A 20,204-nucleotide genomic window follows, 5' to 3' on the forward strand; every position below is an offset into this window, starting at 1 on the left:
ACAGTTTTCAAGACTGCCGCATTCGACCACTCTGCCAACTCTCCAATAACGCTGTATATTGCGGTATTGCGAGTGCAAATATAGAACGCTTTTTTGAATTACCAAATTAAAATTTTCAACCTCAATTTAACGAAAACGTTTTCGTAGACTTATTTTACATTGCCTTAAATAATTAAAACTATAAAAATCAGTTATTTATAAATAAATGGAATATTCATTATTTTTTGAATAAAAAACATTTCATTTCTTTTATTTCTTTTTTTCGCAGAAATAGGTACATTTACATGACAATAATTAGTTTTTGTAAAAAAAATATACGAAATCGTTATAATTGATTACTTTTGCCAAGAATTAAGTAAATAAACACAAAATAAACATTTTCTAAAATGAACCACTCTTCTTATGATCAGCAACTCGCATCTTTCAATGAAATGAGCAAAAAAGTTGTAGAATTCATTAAAATTGTTTCTGATCTATGGTATGATCAATCTGTTGAACTGGTAATTTTCCGTAATCAACTGGTTGACAAAAACGTTAGTGATATCGTAAATTTACACCAATATGCAGAAGAATTTGTTGAGAAAAAGATTGCAATTGATGATACACTAGCGATAGCAAAAGCAATTTCTCAGGCAAATTTACCAGCTTCAAGACTTGATGTTGGAAAATTGGCAAAAGAATACACTTCAGGAAACTATACTTCTGCAGAAGCTTTTGTGGAAGAAAAATTAAGTGCAAGTAGAAATGTTAAAAGTGTTGAACCAAAAGATGTTGTTTTATACGGTTTTGGTAGAATTGGACGTTTGTTAGCACGTGAGTTAGCTTCTCAAATGGGAAAAGGACAACAATTAAGATTACGGGCTGTTGTCACTCGTGATAAAAATGATCCTGTTTTATTAGAAAAAAGAGCTTCTTTATTACGTCATGATTCTGTTCATGGTGATTTTGATGGGAACGTTATAGCAGATCATGAAAACAATGCGTTGATCGTAAACGGCGTGACAATACATATGATTTCTGCTGCACAGCCAGAAGATATAGATTACACTGCTTATGGTATTAACAATGCCTTAGTGATCGATAATACAGGTGTTTTTAAAGATGAAGAAGCCTTGTCTCGTCATTTAAAATCTAAAGGAGCTGATAAAGTATTATTAACAGCTCCCGGAAAAGGAGTTCCAAATATTGTATATGGTGTTAATCATGAAGAATACAGCCCGGAAAATGTAGATATTTTCTCAGCGGCATCTTGTACTACAAATGCAATCACTCCAATACTAAAAGTTGTAGAAGATAACCTAGGTGTTGTGAAAGGTCATTTAGAAACGATTCATGCTTATACAAATGATCAGAACTTGGTTGATAATATGCACAAAAAATACCGTCGTGGACGTGCTGCTGCTTTAAATATGGTTATTACAGAAACTGGTGCCGGTAGTGCTGTAGCGAAAGCTTTACCTAGTTTAGGAGGTAAATTAACATCTAATGCAATTCGCGTACCTGTTCCAAATGGATCATTAGTTGTGTTAAATTTGGAAGTTGATAAAAATACTTCTGTAGAGGATGTAAATAATATTATGAAAAGTGCGGCATTAAATGGAGAATTGGTAGAGCAAATTAAATATTCGTTGAACAACGAATTGGTTTCTTCTGATATTGTAGGAACTTCTGCTCCTTCTATTTTTGACAGCAATGCAACAATTGTATCTGCAGATGGTAAAAATGTTGTCTTGTACGTATGGTACGATAATGAATATGGATATAGCCACCAGGTAATGCGTTTAGCAAAACATATTGCCGGTGTTAGAAGATACACATACTATTAATAGTATTTTTTCCCTTTATTTAAAATTAATCCACTGACTGGAAAGTTGGTGGATTTTTTTGTAACATATTCGTTTAAAAACAGCTAAGTTAATTTTATGTCTTACATTTGTTAATGTTATATTAATGCAAGAATTAAAAATTAACATTATTTTTGAAAAAAACTAAAAACAATTTATTGTATGAAAAAACTTTACTTTTTTAAAACATCTCTGCTAACCTGTTTGTTGACAGGATTTGCTTTTGGACAGGGAACAGAAACTTTTGAGTCCCAAACAGCATTAAGTAATTCTTATGCAACAGGATCATTTGATGGAGAAACAGGAGGAATTGTATGGAATTATACAAATGCAAGAAATGAAGGTACATATCCAATCACAAACAAAGGAATTTTATTTCAAGCTTCAGGAAATACATTAGAAACTACAATTTCTAATGGAATCGGAAAATTATCTTTTGATGTCAGAAAAGCTTTTACTGGAGGTTCAAATAATAGAAAGATTGAAGTTTTAGTAGATAATGTAGTTGTTTATACTTCACCAACATTTGGAACATCCCAAACAGATTCTACTATTCATAATTATGAAGTAGAAATAAACAAAACAGGGGCTGTAACTATTACTTTTAGAAATGCAGGACCCCAACTTACTTTAGATAATATTTCTTGGACAGCTGCAGGAGTAGCAACGGAAAAACCAGTTGTGTCTCCACGAACAATTACAGGAACTTATGGTGTATTGTTGTCTGATGGAGCTGTGACAGCGACTAATAACCCTACCTCTTGGACGCAAACGGGGACATTACCTTTAGGAATTACCTTTGACAATGGCGTTTTCTCAGGTACACCTGAACAACCAGGAACATTTACAGCACAGGTAACAGCCACAAATCAATATGGAACTTCTGATCCGGCTAATGTAACTTTTGAAATAGCAAAAGCAAATCAAACAGTCAATTATACTTTTGAGCATTTGACTCAAAACCAAGGAACTACTTTTTCTGGTTTACCATCACAAACAGATCAAGGGTTAAATATTGTGTATACTTCTGCTGATAATTCTATTGTTTCTACAAATGGAAATATGTTATCTTTTGACGGACTTGGTTCTACAACTATTACAGCAACTGCCGTTAGTAATAATAATTATAACGAATTTAGTACAACTTTTGATGTTTCAGTAACAGATCCAAATGCAACGTATTGTTTTGAAGAAGAATTTGAAGGGCTATCAGGAAATAACACGTCAACAACTGGTTCATCAGTAAGTTGGAATGGGAATTCTAATTTTCCTACTGTAGCTACTGTTTATCAAGCAGGAAATGCTATTAGATTAGGTTCAAGTAATAACAAAGGGGGGGTAACATCAAAAGTGTTAGATCAAATATCAGGAAATGTTACAGTTTCTTTTGAAGTAAAAGGTTGGACAGCAGTTGAAGGAAGTATCAATCTTACGCTAGGTTCAGAAACTAAAAATGTTGTTTATACAGCAAAAATGGCAGATAATTTCGAAACACAAACTGTAAGTTTTGAAAACGTAGCTGCCGGTTCTACTTTAAAATTAGAAACTTCAGCGAGAAGAGCATTTATTGACAATATTAAAATTCAATGTTCAACAGATGAGAATTCTACAACTTGGGACGGAACAGCATGGTCTAACGGAACGCCGGATCTTACAAAAGATGTAATCATCAAAGGCGAAGTAACGATTGATACGCAATTAGAAGCTAAAACACTTACAGTTTCAGATGCTGGAGGTTCAATTGTCTTAAAGTCAGGTGCTTATTTAATCGTTGATGGGAAAATCGACAATCAAGCTGGTCTTACAGGATTAGTTGTAGAAAATGGTGCTAATTTAATCCAAAATCAAAACGTTGCGAACTCAGGAGCGATTACAGTTAATCGTGATAGTAAATCGATGGTTCGTAATGATATGACGTTCTGGTCTTCTCCGGTTCAGCAGGAAGCATGGCAACAAACTATACGTTCATTCTCTCCGGAAACATTATACAATCGTTTTTGGACATATAATGAAACAACAGATGAATTTAGTCAAATCTTAACTTCAGATACAGATTCAAAATTATTTGAACCGGGTAAAGGGGTTTCTATCCGTGTTAAAAACACTTTACCAACAGGACAAAATACAATTCATAATGGTGCATTTTTAGGAGTTCCGTTCAATGGAGATGTAACAGTACCTGTTCAATTTACAGCAAATGGATACAATTTAGTTGGTAACCCTTATGCTTCTAACATTAATGTGGAAAAATTCTTATTAGCTAATGAGAATGTTAATTCATTGTATTTCTGGACACATCAATTCCCTGTTGGTTCTTCAGAATATGCAAATAATTATGCCGCATTCAATGTTGTAGGTGGTGTTATTCCTGATTTGTCAAACATTTCTGTTGGACAAGGGTTTATCGTAGGACTTTCTCAAGCTACATCTACAGTTAATTTTAACAATGCAATGAGAACTTCACAAGATGCATTTTTCTATAAAAATTCAATTGCAGAAAAAAACAGAGTTTGGTTGAGTTTATCAAAAGAAAGTAAAACAATTAGCCAAATTCTATTGGCTTATATGGATGGAGCTACGAACGATGCGGATAATCAAATTGATGCAAAAGTGATGCAGAGAGGTTCTTCAGCAATCTACTCATTGATTAATAATGAAGCATATGCCATCCAAGGACGTAGCTTACCTTTTAAAACCGATGATGTCGTAAAATTAGGTTTTGAGGCGTTAGAGCAAGGAAATTACTCAATTAATATTGAGAAAGTTGATGGATTGTTCGAAAAAGGTCAAATTGTTTATTTAAGAGATAAAGAATTAAATCAAGTACATAACTTATCAGAATCAGCTTATTCATTTGCTTCTAAAGCAGGGATATTTGATACTCGTTTTGAACTTGTGTATACAAATAAAACATTAGGTACAGATGAATTGTCAAAAGAAAATGTTATTGTTTATACTAAAAACAACACAATTGTAGTGGATGCAAAACAAAATAAAATTTCTTCGGTAGAGGTATATGATATTCAAGGAAGAAAAATATTTGTAAAAGATAACATTCGTACAAGTGTTTATCAAGTTGAATCTTCTGCAAAAGGAGTTTTAGTTATAAAAGTTCTGACTGAAGACGGAAAAGTGAAGACTCAGAAAGTTATAAATAAATAATTTAACATCTAATAAAATAGTACAATATGAAAAATATAAAACAAATTATCTTGGTCGTAGGAGCTTTACTTTGTACGATAGGTGTATCAGCTCAGAAAAATAAGATTTCGTTCTTTGAATCGAACAATGAAAATACAACTTCTGCTGTAGACCCCGGTACTGGAGGAGGAGGAGCAGATACTGAAGATCCGGATCCAACACCAATCGATGATTATTTGCCATTATTGGTAATAGGCGCAGGATTAGTGGCTTTACGTTTCAGAAAGCAATTGCTTAAAAAGTAAATCATAATTATTCTAAATATAAAAGCTTCTCAAAATTGAGAAGCTTTTATTATTTTATCTGTTCTAAACTGTTTGCAATTGCTTTGTATAGTATTTCTCCCATTGTTGAACACTCTTCATAGGATTGATCTTTATAAAGTTTAGCAAAACCTGTTCGTAGCTGAATAATATTTTCATCTGTAGAAATTATATCGTTTTTTATGATTTTCATTAAATCACGAAAACGTTTCGAACTATTTGAAATTCTTTTTGAAATAAGTGATTTCACTTCTTTTCGATATTGATCAATTGAATTTGGTTTTAAACGATTCGTCACCAAATCAACCATAATCTTATTTTCTTTGAAATATTGTGGCCGATAAATTTTTAAATTCCCTTCATAACACTGCTGATCAAAATCGATGGGACGAACCCTGTAAATAACCTGATCAAAATCGTGAATAGGAACGATAACGTAATTGTAAGAGCGCATATCGCCTAAAAGACCTATAAAACATCGCTCATTGAATTTGACAAATTCTTTCGCAATCTGATTTTTTTCCAAATCGTTGCATTTATCCAAATACTTTTTAATAAAAACATCTCCCGGAATACCTAAAATATGTTCTTCGATTAATGTGTTCTTGTACACCAAAAAATTGATCCGATGAGGTGATAAAATATCTTCTAATTCTAATCCGTAAATACGTGAAGCATCCGCTTTTTTAATATAAAAATTAGTATAGTTATCGTTCAAAATATTTCGCACTCGAATCCTAAAAGGTTTTGAATTTCCAAACGTACAATAATCAATAGAATCCACAACAAGATAAGGTAAAGACTCTTCGTCTCCATCTGAATGTAAATAAGTGTAAATTCTATTCAAACTATCTTGTATCTCCTGATGTTCCGAATCGGTATAATAAACACCTAACCAATGTGTGTCATTTCCTTCTTTATCTTCTAAAGCGACACAACCCGAAAAACGCATCAAATCATCATATTCGATGCTTGCTTTTGTCGTCCGATGATATTTTTCCAAATAAAGGTTCAATTCGTAACTCACAGGATAAATAGGTTTCTTGAACTCTATTTTAACATCTTTCATTTTTTCTCTCGTTGTACAACACGAAGATAGCTTTAAATTTATTTTTTAAATTGTTTATTGGATTAATATTTGCTAAATTCAATCAAAATCTAAATCTTAACAAAATGAATATTCAGGTCAGGAATTTGACACTTGAAGATTATAGTGATTTGACTGAATCGACAAAAGAAGCTTATCAAAATCAACTCGGAACATGGACAGTTAATGAAATAAAAGAGTTGTTAGCTCTTTTCCCACAAGGACAATTTTGCGTAGAAGTTGATGGAAAAGTTGTCGCATCGGCATTGAGTATTGTTGTCAATTCAAAGAAAACAAATATTGAATCAAATTATGATACAATAACTTCTAATGGAAAGTTTTTAAAACATGATTCTGACGGAGATACAATGTATGGGATTGAAGTTTTTGTACATCCTAATTATCGTCAACTTCGCTTAGGAAGACGTTTATATGATGCAAGAAAGGAGCTTTGTGAAGAGATGAACCTTAAATCAATTGTTGCCGGGGGACGTATTCCTCATTACCATAAATATTCGAAAGAATTATCTCCTCGTCAGTATATTGAAAAAGTAAAAAGTAAAGAAATTTACGATTCTACTTTAGCTTTTCAAATTTCAAACGATTTTAATGTCAAAAAAATTCTAAGAAATTATTTGAAAGATGATAAAGAATCGTTAGAATATGCAACCTTATTAGAATGGAACAATATTTACTATGAACCTGAATTAAAATCAAACTCTCCGACAAAACGTACAATTCGTCTTGGATTGGTACAATGGCAAATGCGTCTATTTAATGGGTTACAGGATTTTTACGATCAAATCGAGTTTTTTGTAAATGCAGTGAGTGATTATGGTTCAGATTTTATTATGTTCCCGGAGTTTTTCAATACACCATTGATGAGTCCTTATAATCACCTGAAAGAAATTGAAGCAATGCATCAGCTTGCAACAATGACTGATGATATAGTAAAGAAAATTCAAGAATTTGCAATTACTTATAATGTGAATATTATTTCGGGATCTATGCCGCATTTGAAAGATGGGAAATTGTATAACACTTCTTTTCTGTGTCATCGTTCAGGCAAATTAGATGCTTACAGTAAAATTCATATTACTCCGAATGAATTCAAATATTACGCATTGAATGGAGGAGATGAAATAAAAGTTTTTGATACCGATTGTGGAAAAGTGGGTTTATTAATCTGCTATGATGTCGAATTTCCGGAATTGAGTAGAATCTTAGCTGATCAGGGAATGGAAATCTTATTTGTCCCTTTTATGACAGATACACAAAATGGGTATACGCGTGTACGAAGCTGTGCTCAAGCCCGTGCAATAGAAAATGAATGTTATGTTGCAATTGCGGGTTCTGTAGGGAATTTGCCACGAGTAAACAATATGGATATTCAGTACTCTCAGTCAGCTGTATTTACTCCATCCGACTTCTCTTTCCCAAATAATGGTGTAAAAGCAGAAGCTACCCCAAATGCGGAAATGGTTTTGGTTGCCGATGTAGATTTGTACCTTTTGAAAGAATTGCATGAATATGGAACTGTAAAGACAATGAAAGATCGCCGAAAAGACTTATACGAAGTAAAACTGATCAAATAATATAAAAAAAACCTCCTTAATTGGAGGTTTTGTTTTAGTTCTTATTCTTGTTGGTTGGACTTGAATAAGAACAAGCAATCTAACTTTTTCTGTAAGTATAGATCCTAGGTTCGGTTAAGTATCTATACTAAAATTAGAACTATTTTTTATTCAAAACAAATCTTTTTTAGGTTTAATTGAAAATTTAACATTTCAGAGAATTAGAATATTATGTCTAATTGAAAGATTTGAATGAATTTTTTGTTAAAATTATTTTGAACATATTGATTAAAATAGATTTTTTTTCTGTCATTAGAAAAATGAGGAATTCCCGTTAATTCATTATTGTATAAATTTGAATCAAAGAGTATTTGCTCTTTTTTTTGAGATAAATCCGAAGATATAATTTTTTTACCACTAAAGTAAACAGCATATTTTCCATCTGATGATAAATTGAAAGGAGATGCTATTGAATTTTCTAAAAAAGAGTATTGAGTTATTTTATTTGTGGTTAAATCAACACCAAATAATTGTGTAATTTCAAATTGATCTTCCATTAAAAAATAAATAATTTTTCCGTCAGGAGATGAGCGTAACCAGTGACGAAAATGACTAATTCCATTATCAGTAAACGTGATTCTTTTTTGAGAAATACAAGTTGGAACATTTGGTAAAGTTGTATCTGTTCCCAATAGATCATCATTCTCGCTAAAAGTAATTTCATTAGGAATTGTAGCAATAAAAATTTCTGTTTTCAGTTTACCTTTTTCATTTCGAACATGGCCTTGAAAAGCAATATTATTTGTCGAATTTATCCAGCATTCATCAAAGGCCTTTTCTATTTCGTCACTTCCATAAACAGGGCTTGTTACTACTTTTGAAACAATAATCGAAAACATTTCGCCTGAATTATTTTCAAATGTTTCATCTTTTGCAACTTCTACTTTTTTTGGAAACATCATTCCTACAACACGTTGATCTTTTATAAGAGAATTGTGTTTAGCTTTCTGCTCCAGAATATAATCGTTATAAGTAAAACTTATCCAGTTCTTATCTTTTTTCCAAGAATGAGAATGCGTTCCTCCTCTTAGAGCTCCTGTTGTGAAAGGGGGAGTAATATTTCTGGCATCCATAAAAATAGACTGTTCAGGATATTTTAAATCAATTGCTACTCCTGTTCGCCTTGTTGCTGAATAAGGATTAGATTTGTTTGCATTTCGAATTCCATGAATAAAAATAATTTTATTTTCTAGCGGAGAAAAAGAAGCTGCTCCAACTCCAGGCCCAAATTGAGTTTGTTTTTTTGTTTGGTAAACAATTGTACTTTCAAAAGTTTGGGTGTCCAATAAAGAAATGATAGAAGTCTCTCCTATTTTTGTATCATCATTTCTCCTGTCATAAACTAAAAATGAATGGTCAGGAGATTCTATTTGAAAATGATGTAATGTATGTCCGAAATTTTCGAAAGTAAGTTGGGTTAGTTTAACTGATTTCAAGTTGATGATTTAATTTTAAGAGTAAAACTTTAAAAAAGATTCTTATATAAAGGTAATAATTATATATCACAATAGTTGATCATCATAAAGGAGATAAAATAAAAAAAGCTCTAAAACAAATTGTTTGAAGCTTTCGTGGAGAGTGGGGACTATTTCATTATCCCACGTAATGCAAAATATTCCTAAGAAACCTTACACGCATCGCTTATGTTTTTTTTGTTTTTCTTCTACTCTTTGAAATATGATTTCAAAAATATCAAAAAAATAAAACCCCAATAGATTTCTCTATTGAGGTTTTTTAGCGGAGAGTGAGGGATTCGAACCCCCGGAGGTGTGACCCTCAACAGTTTTCAAGACTGCCGCATTCGACCACTCTGCCAACTCTCCAATAACGCTGTATATTGCGGTATTGCGAGTGCAAATATAGAACGCTTTTTTATTTTTCCAAACATTAATTTAAAGTTTTTTTAATACCAACCCTTAGTTTATTCAGTATCAAATAAATATTTTTTTCAAAAAAATCATAAAAAAAGAACCAATGCGATTTGAATGATAAAACCAAGTGTAAAAAACAATGCTGCAAATTTCAATAAAGTAAATCGGAAGGTATCATTAAGAATTAATTTTTTGATCAAAGGTTTTGAAATTTTTTCATCCAAAACCTGTCCCAATTTTTTATACAAGAGAAGCAATATTGCAATAATTATGATAACCACAACAAATGCAAAAATAGAGCGCATTGAATGATAAAACATTACTCCAAGTACCATCCCAAGTACCGCTAGTATCAATTGAGGCAATTGACTAATCATTTTCCGAATCAATCCTTCTGTTTTTCTTAACCAATCTACACCAAGAATTTCTGGTGCTGCCATCCAAAAAGCAAGAAATTGCAGGACTAAACCTAAAATTGTAAAGACTTTTATCATCTAAGCTTCTTTAAAAACTTTAAAGATAAAAAAACCGTTCAATCTCTCGAACGGTTTTTAAATTATTATTTTCAGAAAAAATTATTCTTCTTCATCTTCTTCTTTCATCGTATGGTAAACGCTATTCACGTCTTCATCTTCATCAAATTTTTCTAATAATTTTTCAATGTCAGCTTTTTGCTCTTCTGTCAATTCTTTTGTTGTTTGTGGAATTCGTTCAAATTCAGATGAAATAATTTCGTATCCTCCTTCTTCCAATGATTTAAAGATTGTTCCATAATTTTCAAAAGGAGCAATTAACACAACCCCATCTTCGTCCTCAAAGACTTCTTCTACTCCAAAATCAATCATTGCAAATTCCAATTCTTCCATATCTACCCCTTCAGGTTTTTGGATTTTGAAATTACAAATATGGTCAAACATAAACTCAACAGAACCTTGTGTTCCTAATTGTCCATTGCATTTATTAAAATATGAACGGACATTCGCCACTGTACGATTGTTATTATTTGTAGATGTTTCTACTAAAACTGCAATTCCATGTGGTCCATACCCTTCAAAAATAACTTCTTTATAATTTTCTGTATTTTTATCAGATGCTTTTTTGATTGCGCGTTCAATGTTATCTTTCGGCATATTTACCGCTTTCGCATTCTGAATCACCGCACGAAGATGAGAATTTGAATGCGGATCAGGTCCTCCAGCTTTTACTGCCATTACGATATCTTTCCCAATTTTAGTAAACGCTTTAGACATTGCCGCCCAACGTTTCATTTTACGTCCTTTTCTAAATTCAAATGCTCTTCCCATTTATACTTGTTTTAATAGCTGCAAATTTATTCATAAAACAAAAAAAATCCAAGAACTATGTCCTGGATTTTTAAGTTGTTATTATTTTCGACGAATTATTTCAATCCGTGGTATTTTAACATTGGTTCAATTGATGGTTTTTTCCCTCTGAAATTTTTGTAAATTGTATTTAAATCATCCGAATTCCCTTGAGAAAATACTTTATCACGCAAAATCTGACCATTTTTACGCGTCATTCCGCCATTTTCCAACGTCCATTCATATGCATCGTGGTCTAACATTTCTGCCCAAATGTAAGCGAAATAACCCGCCGCATAACCACCACCAAAAATATGGCTAAAATAAGAAGAACGGTAACGAGGTGGAACTTGGGAAAGATTTGTTTTATTATCAACCAACGCTTGTTTCTCAAATTCGTCTACACTTACAATCGGCTTATCAACAGAAACAGTGTGCCATGATAAATCTAGAGCCGCTGCAGATAGTAATTCTGTTAACGAATATCCCTTATTAAAATTTGATGCTTTTTTCATCTTTTCAACTAATGCATCAGGAATTACCGCTCCTGTTTCATAATGTTTTGCATAATTTTTCAAGATAGATGGCTCCGTCACATAATGCTCATGAAATTGTGATGGAAATTCAACAAAATCTCTCGAAACATTTGTTCCGGATAAAGTTGGATATTTTTGATTCGCAAAGAAACCGTGCAACGCATGCCCAAATTCGTGAAAAGTTGTCACTACATCATCATACGAAATCAACGCAGGTTGACCATTTGCAGGTTTTGTGTAGTTTCCGACATTATAAATAACAGGTTTTGTTCCGAATAAGTGCGATTGTTCAACAAGATTACTCATCCAGGCTCCTCCTTGTTTTGAATCTCTTTTGAAATAATCGGTATAAAATAATCCCAACTGAGAACCATCTTCGTTAAACAATTCGTACACTTTTACATCTTCGTGCCAAGTTGGAATATCTGTGCGTTTTTTGAATGTGATGCCGTACAATTCTTTCGCCATAAAGAAAATTCCATTCTCTACAACTGAATCTAAAACGAAATAAGGTTTCATTTCATTTTCATCGATATCATATTTCTCTTTACGAACTTTCTCCGCATAATAGTTCCAATCCGCAGCTGTTAATGTATTTGACGAATTTTCTTTCTTCGCTAAGGCTTCAAATTCTTTAGCATCTTTTTGTGCCATTGCAGTTGCTGCCGGAATCATTTGATTCAAAATTCCTTTTGCTGCTGTTGGATTTTGTGCCATTTGGTCTTGCAAATTCCATTCTGCATAATTAGAAAATCCTAATAATTTAGCTTTCTCTGCACGTTTTTTAACCAAAGTTAAAATTGTAGCACGCGTATCATTTTCGTCTTTTTTCTCTGTTCTAATCCAAGCTGCATCAAATAATTTTTTACGAGAAGCTGCATTGGTCATATTTTGCAATTCAGGTTGCTGAGTAGTATTCAGTAAACTAATCAAATATGTTCCATCAGCTTGTTTGAAAGCTTCTAAATCAGCATCACTCAAACCTGCTAATTCTTCTTTCGAGAATATTACACCACCAGATTTTGTTCCTTTTAATAATTGATTTGAGAATTTAGTTTCCAGAGAGGCTATTTCTCCATTCAATTTTTTCAATTCATCTTTTTGTGCAGTAGATAAATTTGCGCCAGCCAATTCAAATCGTTGATAATACACATCTAACAAACGAGATGATTCTTTATCTAAATTCAATGATTTTTTATTATCATGTAAGGTTTTTACACGTTGAAATAATTTATCATTCAAGTAAATTGCATCACTATGAGCGGCAAATTTAGGCGACATCTCCTCCTCTACTACTTGTAACGTTTCGTTAGTATTTGCTCCAGTCAATAATCCAAAAACATGATTAACTCGTGTTAATAATTGCCCTGATTTTTCTATCTCAACTAATGTATTTTCGAAAGTTGGTGCTTCAGAATTATCAGCAATTTTATTGATTTCGACTAATTGTTCAGCCATTCCTTGCAACAAAGCAGGTTTGAAATCTTCGTTTTTAATTTTTGAAAAATCAGCCGTTTGATAAGGCAAAGTGCTCACTTCAAAAAAAGGATTTTTATCGTTCCACATACTATTTGTTGACTTTTCGCTACAAGAAGTGGCTAGGATTGACGATCCAACCATCATTCCGTAAAAAAGTTTTTTATTAAACATTTTTATTATTTTTAGACCTAACGAAGTTAAAACTTATAATGTTAAATTTCAAAAATATTCTATTTTTCATCCAAAAGCTCAAAAATATTTAAGCTAAATCTTAAAAGTTAAATAATTAATAAACCTTACTGAAAAGGTTCAATTTTCTTCGGTGAAAATAATTACCTTTGGAAAGAGTGAAGAAAAGTTTTCACTCTTTTTTATTACCCTAAAAACTCAATCCATTTTGTATTTAGATTTAGAAGAATTAAAATATGTATTAGCCGAAAGTGTCGAAGCATTACCTAATTGGGATTCGCACCAAAAACTTTCGCCTCCATATCGCCAAAAATTTGATTTAGAATATGTAAAACGTACCAATCCGAGAAGTGCGTCTGTGATGATTTTATTGTATCAAAATGAATTTGGTGAAATAGAATTCCCTGTTACCATGCGTGTTTCTTACGAAGGTGCGCATTCGCATCAGTTTTCTTTACCAGGTGGACAATTTGAAGAACAAGACATTAGTTTTGATGAAACTGCTATTCGCGAGACTGTTGAAGAACTTGGTGTAGATTACGAAAACATTGAAATTGTAAGACAATTAAGCGAAATGTATATTCCGCCAAGTAATTTTTTGGTTTATCCATATATCGGAATTTATCACGGGGAACCACTATTTAATCCGGATGAACGCGAAGTACAATATGTTGTTCCGTTAAATTTAGAAGCTTTTTTGAATGCTGATTACGAAGTTTTTGAAAGAGAATTTTCCGGACAAGTTGTGGAAATACCAGGTTATAATATTGGTGACGATGAATATCTTTGGGGCGCAACAGCAATGATTTTAGAAGAATTTAAAGATTATCTAAAAATCGTATTAAATTTGTAACTTAAACAATTCAGAACTCGTGTCTCAAAAAGCAAAGAAGAAGAACGCATTTCGCGATTCATTTGGACATCTATATTTCCTAAAAAGAACTTTGATTTTCTTATTAGGATCATTTACCTATAATCGTTACAATGGTTTTAATAAGTTAAAAGTTAGTGGTACCAAAAATTTAGTTCATTTACCGGCTCAAAATGTTTTATTTGTTTCGAATCATCAAACTTATTTTGCTGATGTATTTGCGATGTATCATGTATTTTGCAGTGTAAAAAATGGCTTTATTGATACCATCAAAAATCCCATTTATTTATTAAATCCAAAGATTGATTTCTATTACGTTGCGGCCGAAGAAACAATGAAAGATAATCTTTTGACAAAACTTTTCGCATACACAGGTGCGGTTACCGTTAAAAGAACGTGGCGTGCAAAAGGTGAAAATGTAAATAGAAAAGTTGATTTAAGCGAAATCAACAATATTGATATCGCCTTACAAAGCGGTTGGGTAGTTACGTTTCCACAAGGAACAACAACAGCATTTGCCCCAGGACGCAGAGGTACTGCGCATTTAATTAAAAAAAATAAACCAATCGTTATTCCGGTTGTGATAGATGGTTTCCGTAGAGCTTTTGACAAAAAAGGTTTACGCATCAAAAAGCGTGGAATTAATGCAACAATGACATTCAAAGAACCATTAGAAATAGATTACGAAAATGATTCTAGTGATGCGATTATGCAAAAAATAATGAATGCCATTGAGCAAGCTCCGGAATTCAATAAAGTTCGTCCAATGGGAGAAATTCTTGCAGAAAACAGTGAGAAATCATTAGATGATTATCTAAATGAAGATGACGAAGAATTTGATGATTTTGAAGAAATGGGGTACGAAGAAGAAAACAAAAAAGACTAAAAGAAGACAACACTCAAAATGAAAAAAGTTCATTTTATTGCAATTGGTGGAAGTGCAATGCACAATTTAGCAATTGCTTTGCACGAAAAAGGATATCAAGTAACAGGTTCTGATGACGCAATTTTTGAACCTTCAAAAACTCGTTTAGCTCAACGTGGAATTTTGCCTGAAGAAATGGGATGGTTTCCTGAAAAAATTACAGAAGATTTAGATGCTGTAATTTTGGGGATGCATGCTCACGCAGATAATCCTGAAATATTACGTGCGCAAGAATTGGGATTAAAAATTTATTCATATCCAGAATATCTATACGAACAATCTAAAGATAAAACACGTGTTGTAATCGGTGGTTCTCACGGAAAAACAACAATTACATCCATGATTTTACATGTGTTACATTACCACCACATTGATGTTGATTATATGGTTGGTGCACAATTGGATGGTTTTGATGTTATGGTAAAATTAACCGATGAAAATGAGTTTATGATTATGGAAGGTGACGAATATTTATCGTCTGCCTTAGACCGCCGTTCAAAATTTTTGTTGTATCAACCCAACATTGCGTTGATTTCCGGTATCGCCTGGGATCATATCAATGTTTTCCCAACCTTTGAAGATTATACTTCTCAATTCTCAAAATTTGTAGAATCTATCGTGAATGGAGGTGCTTTGATTTACAACGAAACAGATGAAGAGGTCGTAAAAGTTGTAGAGGCAACAGAAAAGGCCATTAAGAAGTTTCCTTATCATTTGCCGGAACACTTTATTGACAATGGTAGTACATTTATAAACACTGAAGATGGCCCGATTCCATTAGAAGTTTTTGGGAACCACAATTTGATGAATTTAGAAGGTGCTCGTGCTATTTGTAAACAATTAGGTGTTATGGATGATGATTTTAATGAAGCCATTCAATCGTTCAAAGGAGCTTCAAAACGTTTAGAATTAATTCATCGCACACCTGATTTTGTTGCCTACAAAGATTTTGCCCATGCGCCAAGCAAAGTCACTTCGGTAACAAATGCTGTAAAAGAACAATATACAACTAAAACTGTTGTAGGATGTTTAGAAATTCACACCTATTCGTCTTTAAATCCAGAATTTTTAGTACAATATAAAGGTGCTTTGGATAAAGCTGATATCAAAATTGTTATGTACAGTCCGGAAGCTTTAGAAATAAAACGTATGCCAATGATTTCCCCGGAAGATATCAAAAAAGCATTTGGAGACGATTCTATTTTAGTGTTTACAAACGGAGAGCAATTACAAACTTATATCGAAAATTTAGATAAAAAAGAGAAAGTATTTTTGATGATGAGTTCTGGTAATTTTGGTGGAATTCATTTGAACGAATTATTTAACGCATAAAAAAATCACCTTTTAAAAAGGTGATTTTTACTTAAATATCTATAAAATATAGAAAAAAGAGAACTTATTTTAGGTTCTCTTTTTATTTTTTTCAAATGGTCAAAATAAATTGAGTTTCAGGATTACTTCTTTTCAATATTAGTAAACGTTGAACTATGTTAAACTTTCGGAACTATTAATTTTAAAAACATTTTATTTCAGTTTAAAAACAGAGGTGATATAACTTACTCTACTCACTTTTGTAGGCTACGCCTTCAAAATATCACCCCTGTTTTACACTAGAAAATTATAGTGACCCTTTTGATATGGGCAAAGTTGTAAAAAATTTAAGTAAAAAAAAGTTTAAAAAGTACTCTAATGATGTTAAAAACGGAAGTTACTGTAAATTTTTTCTAAATTGAGTAGGGCTGATGTTTAGATGTTTTTTAAAAAAATTTCCAAACGAATATTGATCAGAAAAATTTAATTCGTTCGATATTTCTGAAATTGTTTTTGTCGTCTCGCTCAGCAAAACTTTCGCAGCGCGAATAACAACAGAGCTTATCAATTCTTTGGTAGTTCTTCCTGTAATCGATTTGCAGCACTCTGTCAAATACCTTACAGTGATATTCAATTTATCCGCATAATATTTCGCATCTCTGTTATCAATATAATGATTGTTGAGGTCTACCAAAAACTGTTTTACAATTTCGTCTTTACGGGTTCCTTTTCGGACAATAATTGTTTGCTGTTTAGAAAGTTCGCTAAAAGTTGTGTACACTATAGCATAAAATAAATTATATTGGATATAACGGACGAACTTTGTGGATTTCTCTTTCAATCGTTTTTTCAATTGCAATAAAAGTTCTACCAACGCTAAAAATTCAACTTCTTTAAAATTATAATTGTTAATTCTAGTTGAATTGAAAAAATGATTGTATTCATAACCACTTAAATCTATGATAGATGTATCTAGAATCTTTTTGGTCAAGGCCAAACTTAACAATTCCAAATCAAAAGATTTGGAGATGATTTGATACGATTTATCCGGTTCCGGAAAGAAGACATCGTATTGTTTAAGTTTGATCTCTTGATCATTTTGATAAATTATTAAATTCCCTTTTCTAATAAAAATTGTTTGAATTAAATCTTTCTTCAAACGCTTATTTTCTACGGTCTGTTTAAGAAATTCATCTTGCTCAAAAACATTAAAATTATCCATAAATCAACTCGATAAGATTATATTTCACTCAACTTAACTGTTCAATTTGACACAAATTTTAATCCAATAATGGAACAAATTAAAGAAGTTAAAAAGAAGACTCTCCAAAAACTTGCCGGTTCCTTAAAAATAAAAATTCCTACCAAAACAGTTCCTACAGCACCAATTCCTGTCCATACAGCATAGGCTGTTCCAATAGGTAAAGTTTGTGTCGCTTTAACCAACAAAACCATACTTACTGTTAAGAAAAAAAGAAACCCTCCATACCATAAATATGTGTCATTTCCTGTCGCCTCTTTTGCTTTTCCTAGACAAGATGCAAAACCGACTTCACATAATCCTGCAATAAGTAAAATAATCCAATTCATTGTTTTGTTTTTATTTATAAAAATTAAGGCTACTTTTTTTTGTAGCCTTAATTTTTATCATTTTTCTTTCAGCTATTTTCCGAAACTTTCGCTAAATTCGACTTGTCCCTTGACATGAACTTCACTCCAGGTTTTAGAAATTCCATCTGCACCTTTATGCAATTCTAAACAAACTTTATTCAAAGCATCCATTGCTTTAGCAGTATTAAAGTCCATTAAATCAACATCTGTTTCTATGGTAAATAGATTATGTTCAAAAGTTGATTTCACCTCATATTCCTTTGAGGTATTGTTCAATGTTAAATTCAAAAAAGTCTTGCCTTCTCTAAAATGCAGCTGACCTTTTATTTCGTTTGTATTGGCCATATTTCCAAACAAAATATCTTTTAACTTTTGATCACGATCAATTTGATCAGAATTTAGTGTAGCGACAGAAGCAATAATATTTGCTCCCTCTAAAACTTCTTCAGGCGTTTTACCATCTTCTTTTGCATCTTTCACTAAAACCACGTCAAAGCGTCCGGAAACAGCAACTTTATCCGTTGTTTTATAAGCAGTCCACTCTACTCCCGATTTACGAATCACACCTTCTACAATTTCGGTAGGCTCTTCAACAGTTACTTCTGTTTTTGTGTCGTGTTGTTCTTTTATATTTTCTTCCGGTTGATTTGTACAATTCATCAACATGACAGACATACAGCATACAATAGCAGTAAATATTTTTCTCATTTCAAACTTTTAGCTTACAAAAATACAATAAGCCTACTCGAATTCACCATTGATTTTTAACATATTCTGAAAAAAAGTCTACTTTTGTACCATGATAAAAAACCTACTAAACACTTGTCTGATTATCATTTGTTTACCATTTATTTTACTGTATGAGATTTATTGTACCGTCTACAAATACAAAAAATAAATTGGTAACTTCGTTGGCAAATTGAAAAAATGAACGAAAGAATAATTGGAATAATGGGCGCTATACCTCAAGAAATAAATGGTGTAGTCAATTTATTATCAAATAAGCAAGAATATAAAATCGGGAGAAGAAGCTATTTCACTGGAGAACTAAACAATCAGAAGGTTGTTGTTGTTTATTCTCGTGTAGGAAAAGTTGCTGCAGCAACTACAGTTTCCACACTTATTTTAGAATTTAAGATTACGGAACTAATTTTTACCGGTGTTGCAGGAGGAATACATAAAGACGTAAGAATTGGGGATATTGTTTTGGGGCAAAGCATGGTTCAACATGATATGAATGCGCAGCCTCTATTTCCTGCATATGAAATCCCTATGCTAAGTAAAGCTTTTTTTGAAGCTGATGATTCTCAAATACAAATTGCTACAACTGCTATTTTAGAATTATTAGAAGAACAACATTTGCATCATGTAATTTCGGATATGGATCTCAATAAATTTAATATTCATACCCCTCAATTGCATATTGGTTTAATTGGTTCCGGAGATTTATTCTTTTCCACTAATTCTCAAAAAGAGAAATTACAGCAAAATTTACCAGCTATTCTTTGTGTAGAAATGGAAGGAGCCGCTGTCGCACAAGTTTGTTATGAGTTTGATATTCCTTTCATTATTATCAGAACAATATCTGATGATGCAGACGATCATTCTACAATTGATTTTAACAGTTTTATTGAAAAGATTTCGAATGTCTATTCGATAGAAATTATAAAAAATATCATCAAGTAAAAAGTCCTTTAAAAAGGGCTTTTTTTTTTGATGCATACAGTAATAAAATCATCATGATTGATGGCTTATTTCTATCCTGTAAGTAAAATGGAATTGTGGGGAGAGCAGGATTCGAACCTGCGAAGGTGAAACCAACGGATTTACAGTCCGTCCTCGTTGGCCGCTTGAGTATCTCCCCGCCTAATAATAAAGTATTCTTCAAAAAAGAAGAGCCGATAGAGGGACTCGAACCCACGACCTGCTGATTACAAATCAGCTGCTCTAGCCAGCTGAGCTACATCGGCAATTTTGTGGGGAGAGCAGGATTCGAACCTGCGAAGGTGAAACCAACGGATTTACAGTCCGTCCTCGTTGGCCGCTTGAGTATCTCCCCA

Annotated in this window: 16 protein-coding genes and 4 tRNA genes; 8 read left to right on the plus strand and 12 right to left on the minus strand. The window is 32.4% G+C overall.

Annotation, left to right across the window (positions count from 1 at the left end):
• Nucleotides 1–386: 386 nt before the first annotated feature.
• From H277_RS0111275 to H277_RS0111285, 3 genes are all read left to right on the plus strand, one after another.
• On the plus strand, nt 387–1,826 hold the full coding sequence (locus H277_RS0111275) for a glyceraldehyde-3-phosphate dehydrogenase (RefSeq protein ID WP_019975702.1): 1,440 nt from the start codon (nt 387–389) through the stop codon (nt 1,824–1,826).
• Nucleotides 1,827–2,006: 180 nt separating this feature from the next.
• Nucleotides 2,007–5,006, plus strand: a complete 3,000-nt coding sequence (locus H277_RS0111280) for a T9SS type A sorting domain-containing protein (RefSeq protein WP_019975703.1) — start codon at nt 2,007–2,009, stop codon at nt 5,004–5,006.
• Between the two features lie 26 nt (nt 5,007–5,032).
• Entirely contained in the window at nt 5,033–5,290 is a 258-nt protein-coding gene (locus tag H277_RS0111285; RefSeq protein ID WP_019975704.1) for a hypothetical protein, read from the plus strand.
• 49 nt (nt 5,291–5,339) lie between these two features.
• Here the strand turns inward: H277_RS0111285 and H277_RS0111290 are convergent, their stop codons facing one another.
• Nucleotides 5,340–6,377 (minus strand): hypothetical protein, encoded by a 1,038-nt coding sequence (locus H277_RS0111290; RefSeq protein ID WP_019975705.1) that lies wholly within the window; start codon nt 6,375–6,377, stop codon nt 5,340–5,342.
• A gap of 104 nt (nt 6,378–6,481) precedes the next feature.
• Between H277_RS0111290 and H277_RS0111295 the strand changes: the two genes are divergently transcribed.
• On the plus strand, nt 6,482–7,990 hold the full coding sequence (locus tag H277_RS0111295; RefSeq protein WP_019975706.1) for a bifunctional GNAT family N-acetyltransferase/carbon-nitrogen hydrolase family protein: 1,509 nt from the start codon (nt 6,482–6,484) through the stop codon (nt 7,988–7,990).
• A 200-nt stretch (nt 7,991–8,190) separates the two neighbouring features.
• Here the strand turns inward: H277_RS0111295 and H277_RS18980 are convergent, their stop codons facing one another.
• From H277_RS18980 to H277_RS0111320, 5 genes are all read right to left on the minus strand, one after another.
• Nucleotides 8,191–9,465, minus strand: coding sequence for a DUF3748 domain-containing protein (locus H277_RS18980; protein WP_019975707.1), 1,275 nt, complete (start codon nt 9,463–9,465; stop codon nt 8,191–8,193).
• Nucleotides 9,466–9,767: 302 nt separating this feature from the next.
• A tRNA-Ser gene (locus H277_RS0111305) sits at nt 9,768–9,852 on the minus strand.
• 134 nt (nt 9,853–9,986) lie between these two features.
• On the minus strand, nt 9,987–10,394 hold the full coding sequence (locus tag H277_RS0111310; protein ID WP_019975708.1) for a hypothetical protein: 408 nt from the start codon (nt 10,392–10,394) through the stop codon (nt 9,987–9,989).
• 81 nt (nt 10,395–10,475) lie between these two features.
• Nucleotides 10,476–11,204: a YebC/PmpR family DNA-binding transcriptional regulator gene (locus tag H277_RS0111315; protein ID WP_019975709.1), complete on the minus strand. Its 729-nt coding sequence runs from the start codon at nt 11,202–11,204 to the stop codon at nt 10,476–10,478.
• A 95-nt stretch (nt 11,205–11,299) separates the two neighbouring features.
• Nucleotides 11,300–13,408, minus strand: a complete 2,109-nt coding sequence (locus tag H277_RS0111320; protein ID WP_019975710.1) for a M3 family metallopeptidase — start codon at nt 13,406–13,408, stop codon at nt 11,300–11,302.
• Nucleotides 13,409–13,559: 151 nt separating this feature from the next.
• Between H277_RS0111320 and H277_RS0111325 the strand changes: the two genes are divergently transcribed.
• The 3 genes from H277_RS0111325 to H277_RS0111335 are packed head-to-tail and all read left to right on the plus strand — an operon-like array spanning nt 13,560 to nt 16,554.
• Entirely contained in the window at nt 13,560–14,279 is a 720-nt protein-coding gene (locus tag H277_RS0111325; RefSeq protein WP_019975711.1) for an NUDIX hydrolase, read from the plus strand.
• Between the two features lie 19 nt (nt 14,280–14,298).
• Nucleotides 14,299–15,183, plus strand: coding sequence for a lysophospholipid acyltransferase family protein (locus H277_RS0111330; RefSeq protein WP_019975712.1), 885 nt, complete (start codon nt 14,299–14,301; stop codon nt 15,181–15,183).
• An 18-nt stretch (nt 15,184–15,201) separates the two neighbouring features.
• A complete protein-coding gene (locus H277_RS0111335; RefSeq protein WP_019975713.1) occupies nt 15,202–16,554 on the plus strand; it encodes a UDP-N-acetylmuramate--L-alanine ligase in 1,353 nt (450 codons plus the stop codon).
• Between the two features lie 376 nt (nt 16,555–16,930).
• On the opposite strand, the gene H277_RS19760 is transcribed toward H277_RS0111335, so the two are convergent.
• The 3 genes from H277_RS19760 to H277_RS0111350 form a co-directional block, all read right to left on the minus strand.
• Nucleotides 16,931–17,755 (minus strand): helix-turn-helix domain-containing protein, encoded by an 825-nt coding sequence (locus tag H277_RS19760; RefSeq protein WP_019975714.1) that lies wholly within the window; start codon nt 17,753–17,755, stop codon nt 16,931–16,933.
• Between the two features lie 41 nt (nt 17,756–17,796).
• Nucleotides 17,797–18,123: a DMT family transporter gene (locus H277_RS0111345; protein ID WP_019975715.1), complete on the minus strand. Its 327-nt coding sequence runs from the start codon at nt 18,121–18,123 to the stop codon at nt 17,797–17,799.
• 72 nt (nt 18,124–18,195) lie between these two features.
• Nucleotides 18,196–18,852 carry a YceI family protein gene (locus H277_RS0111350; protein ID WP_146810817.1) on the minus strand — a complete coding sequence of 219 codons (657 nt, stop codon included), beginning with the start codon at nt 18,850–18,852 and terminating at the stop codon, nt 18,196–18,198.
• Between the two features lie 219 nt (nt 18,853–19,071).
• Here H277_RS0111350 and H277_RS0111355 point away from each other — a divergent pair, with 219 nt between their 5' ends.
• Complete coding sequence (locus tag H277_RS0111355; protein WP_019975717.1) at nt 19,072–19,830, plus strand: 5'-methylthioadenosine/adenosylhomocysteine nucleosidase; 759 nt, start codon at nt 19,072–19,074, stop codon at nt 19,828–19,830.
• 96 nt (nt 19,831–19,926) lie between these two features.
• On the opposite strand, the gene H277_RS0111360 is transcribed toward H277_RS0111355, so the two are convergent.
• The 3 genes from H277_RS0111360 to H277_RS0111370 form a co-directional block, all read right to left on the minus strand.
• A tRNA-Tyr gene (locus H277_RS0111360) sits at nt 19,927–20,008 on the minus strand.
• 32 nt (nt 20,009–20,040) lie between these two features.
• Nucleotides 20,041–20,114, minus strand: a tRNA-Thr gene (locus H277_RS0111365).
• Nucleotides 20,115–20,121: 7 nt separating this feature from the next.
• Nucleotides 20,122–20,203: transfer RNA gene (locus H277_RS0111370), tRNA-Tyr, on the minus strand.
• Nucleotide 20,204 lies beyond the last annotated feature (1 nt).

This window comes from Empedobacter brevis NBRC 14943 = ATCC 43319 (assembly GCF_000382425.1).
GTDB classification, from domain to species: domain Bacteria; phylum Bacteroidota; class Bacteroidia; order Flavobacteriales; family Weeksellaceae; genus Empedobacter; species Empedobacter brevis.

Bases quoted from the DNA above. Each gene is read 5' to 3' on its own strand.
- H277_RS0111275 (WP_019975702.1), top strand. From the start codon at position 387: ATGAACCACTCTTCTTATGATCAGCAACTCGCATCTTTCAATGAAATG.
- H277_RS0111280 (WP_019975703.1), top strand. From the start codon at position 2,007: ATGAAAAAACTTTACTTTTTTAAAACATCTCTGCTAACCTGTTTGTTG.
- H277_RS0111285 (WP_019975704.1), top strand. From the start codon at position 5,033: ATGAAAAATATAAAACAAATTATCTTGGTCGTAGGAGCTTTACTTTGT.
- H277_RS0111290 (WP_019975705.1), bottom strand. From the start codon at position 6,377: ATGAAAGATGTTAAAATAGAGTTCAAGAAACCTATTTATCCTGTGAGT.
- H277_RS0111295 (WP_019975706.1), top strand. From the start codon at position 6,482: ATGAATATTCAGGTCAGGAATTTGACACTTGAAGATTATAGTGATTTG.
- H277_RS0111310 (WP_019975708.1), bottom strand. From the start codon at position 10,394: ATGATAAAAGTCTTTACAATTTTAGGTTTAGTCCTGCAATTTCTTGCT.
- H277_RS0111315 (WP_019975709.1), bottom strand. From the start codon at position 11,204: ATGGGAAGAGCATTTGAATTTAGAAAAGGACGTAAAATGAAACGTTGG.
- H277_RS0111320 (WP_019975710.1), bottom strand. From the start codon at position 13,408: ATGTTTAATAAAAAACTTTTTTACGGAATGATGGTTGGATCGTCAATC.
- H277_RS0111335 (WP_019975713.1), top strand. From the start codon at position 15,202: ATGAAAAAAGTTCATTTTATTGCAATTGGTGGAAGTGCAATGCACAAT.
- H277_RS19760 (WP_019975714.1), bottom strand. From the start codon at position 17,755: ATGGATAATTTTAATGTTTTTGAGCAAGATGAATTTCTTAAACAGACC.
- H277_RS0111345 (WP_019975715.1), bottom strand. From the start codon at position 18,123: ATGAATTGGATTATTTTACTTATTGCAGGATTATGTGAAGTCGGTTTT.
- H277_RS0111350 (WP_146810817.1), bottom strand. From the start codon at position 18,852: ATGAGAAAAATATTTACTGCTATTGTATGCTGTATGTCTGTCATGTTG.
- H277_RS0111355 (WP_019975717.1), top strand. From the start codon at position 19,072: ATGAACGAAAGAATAATTGGAATAATGGGCGCTATACCTCAAGAAATA.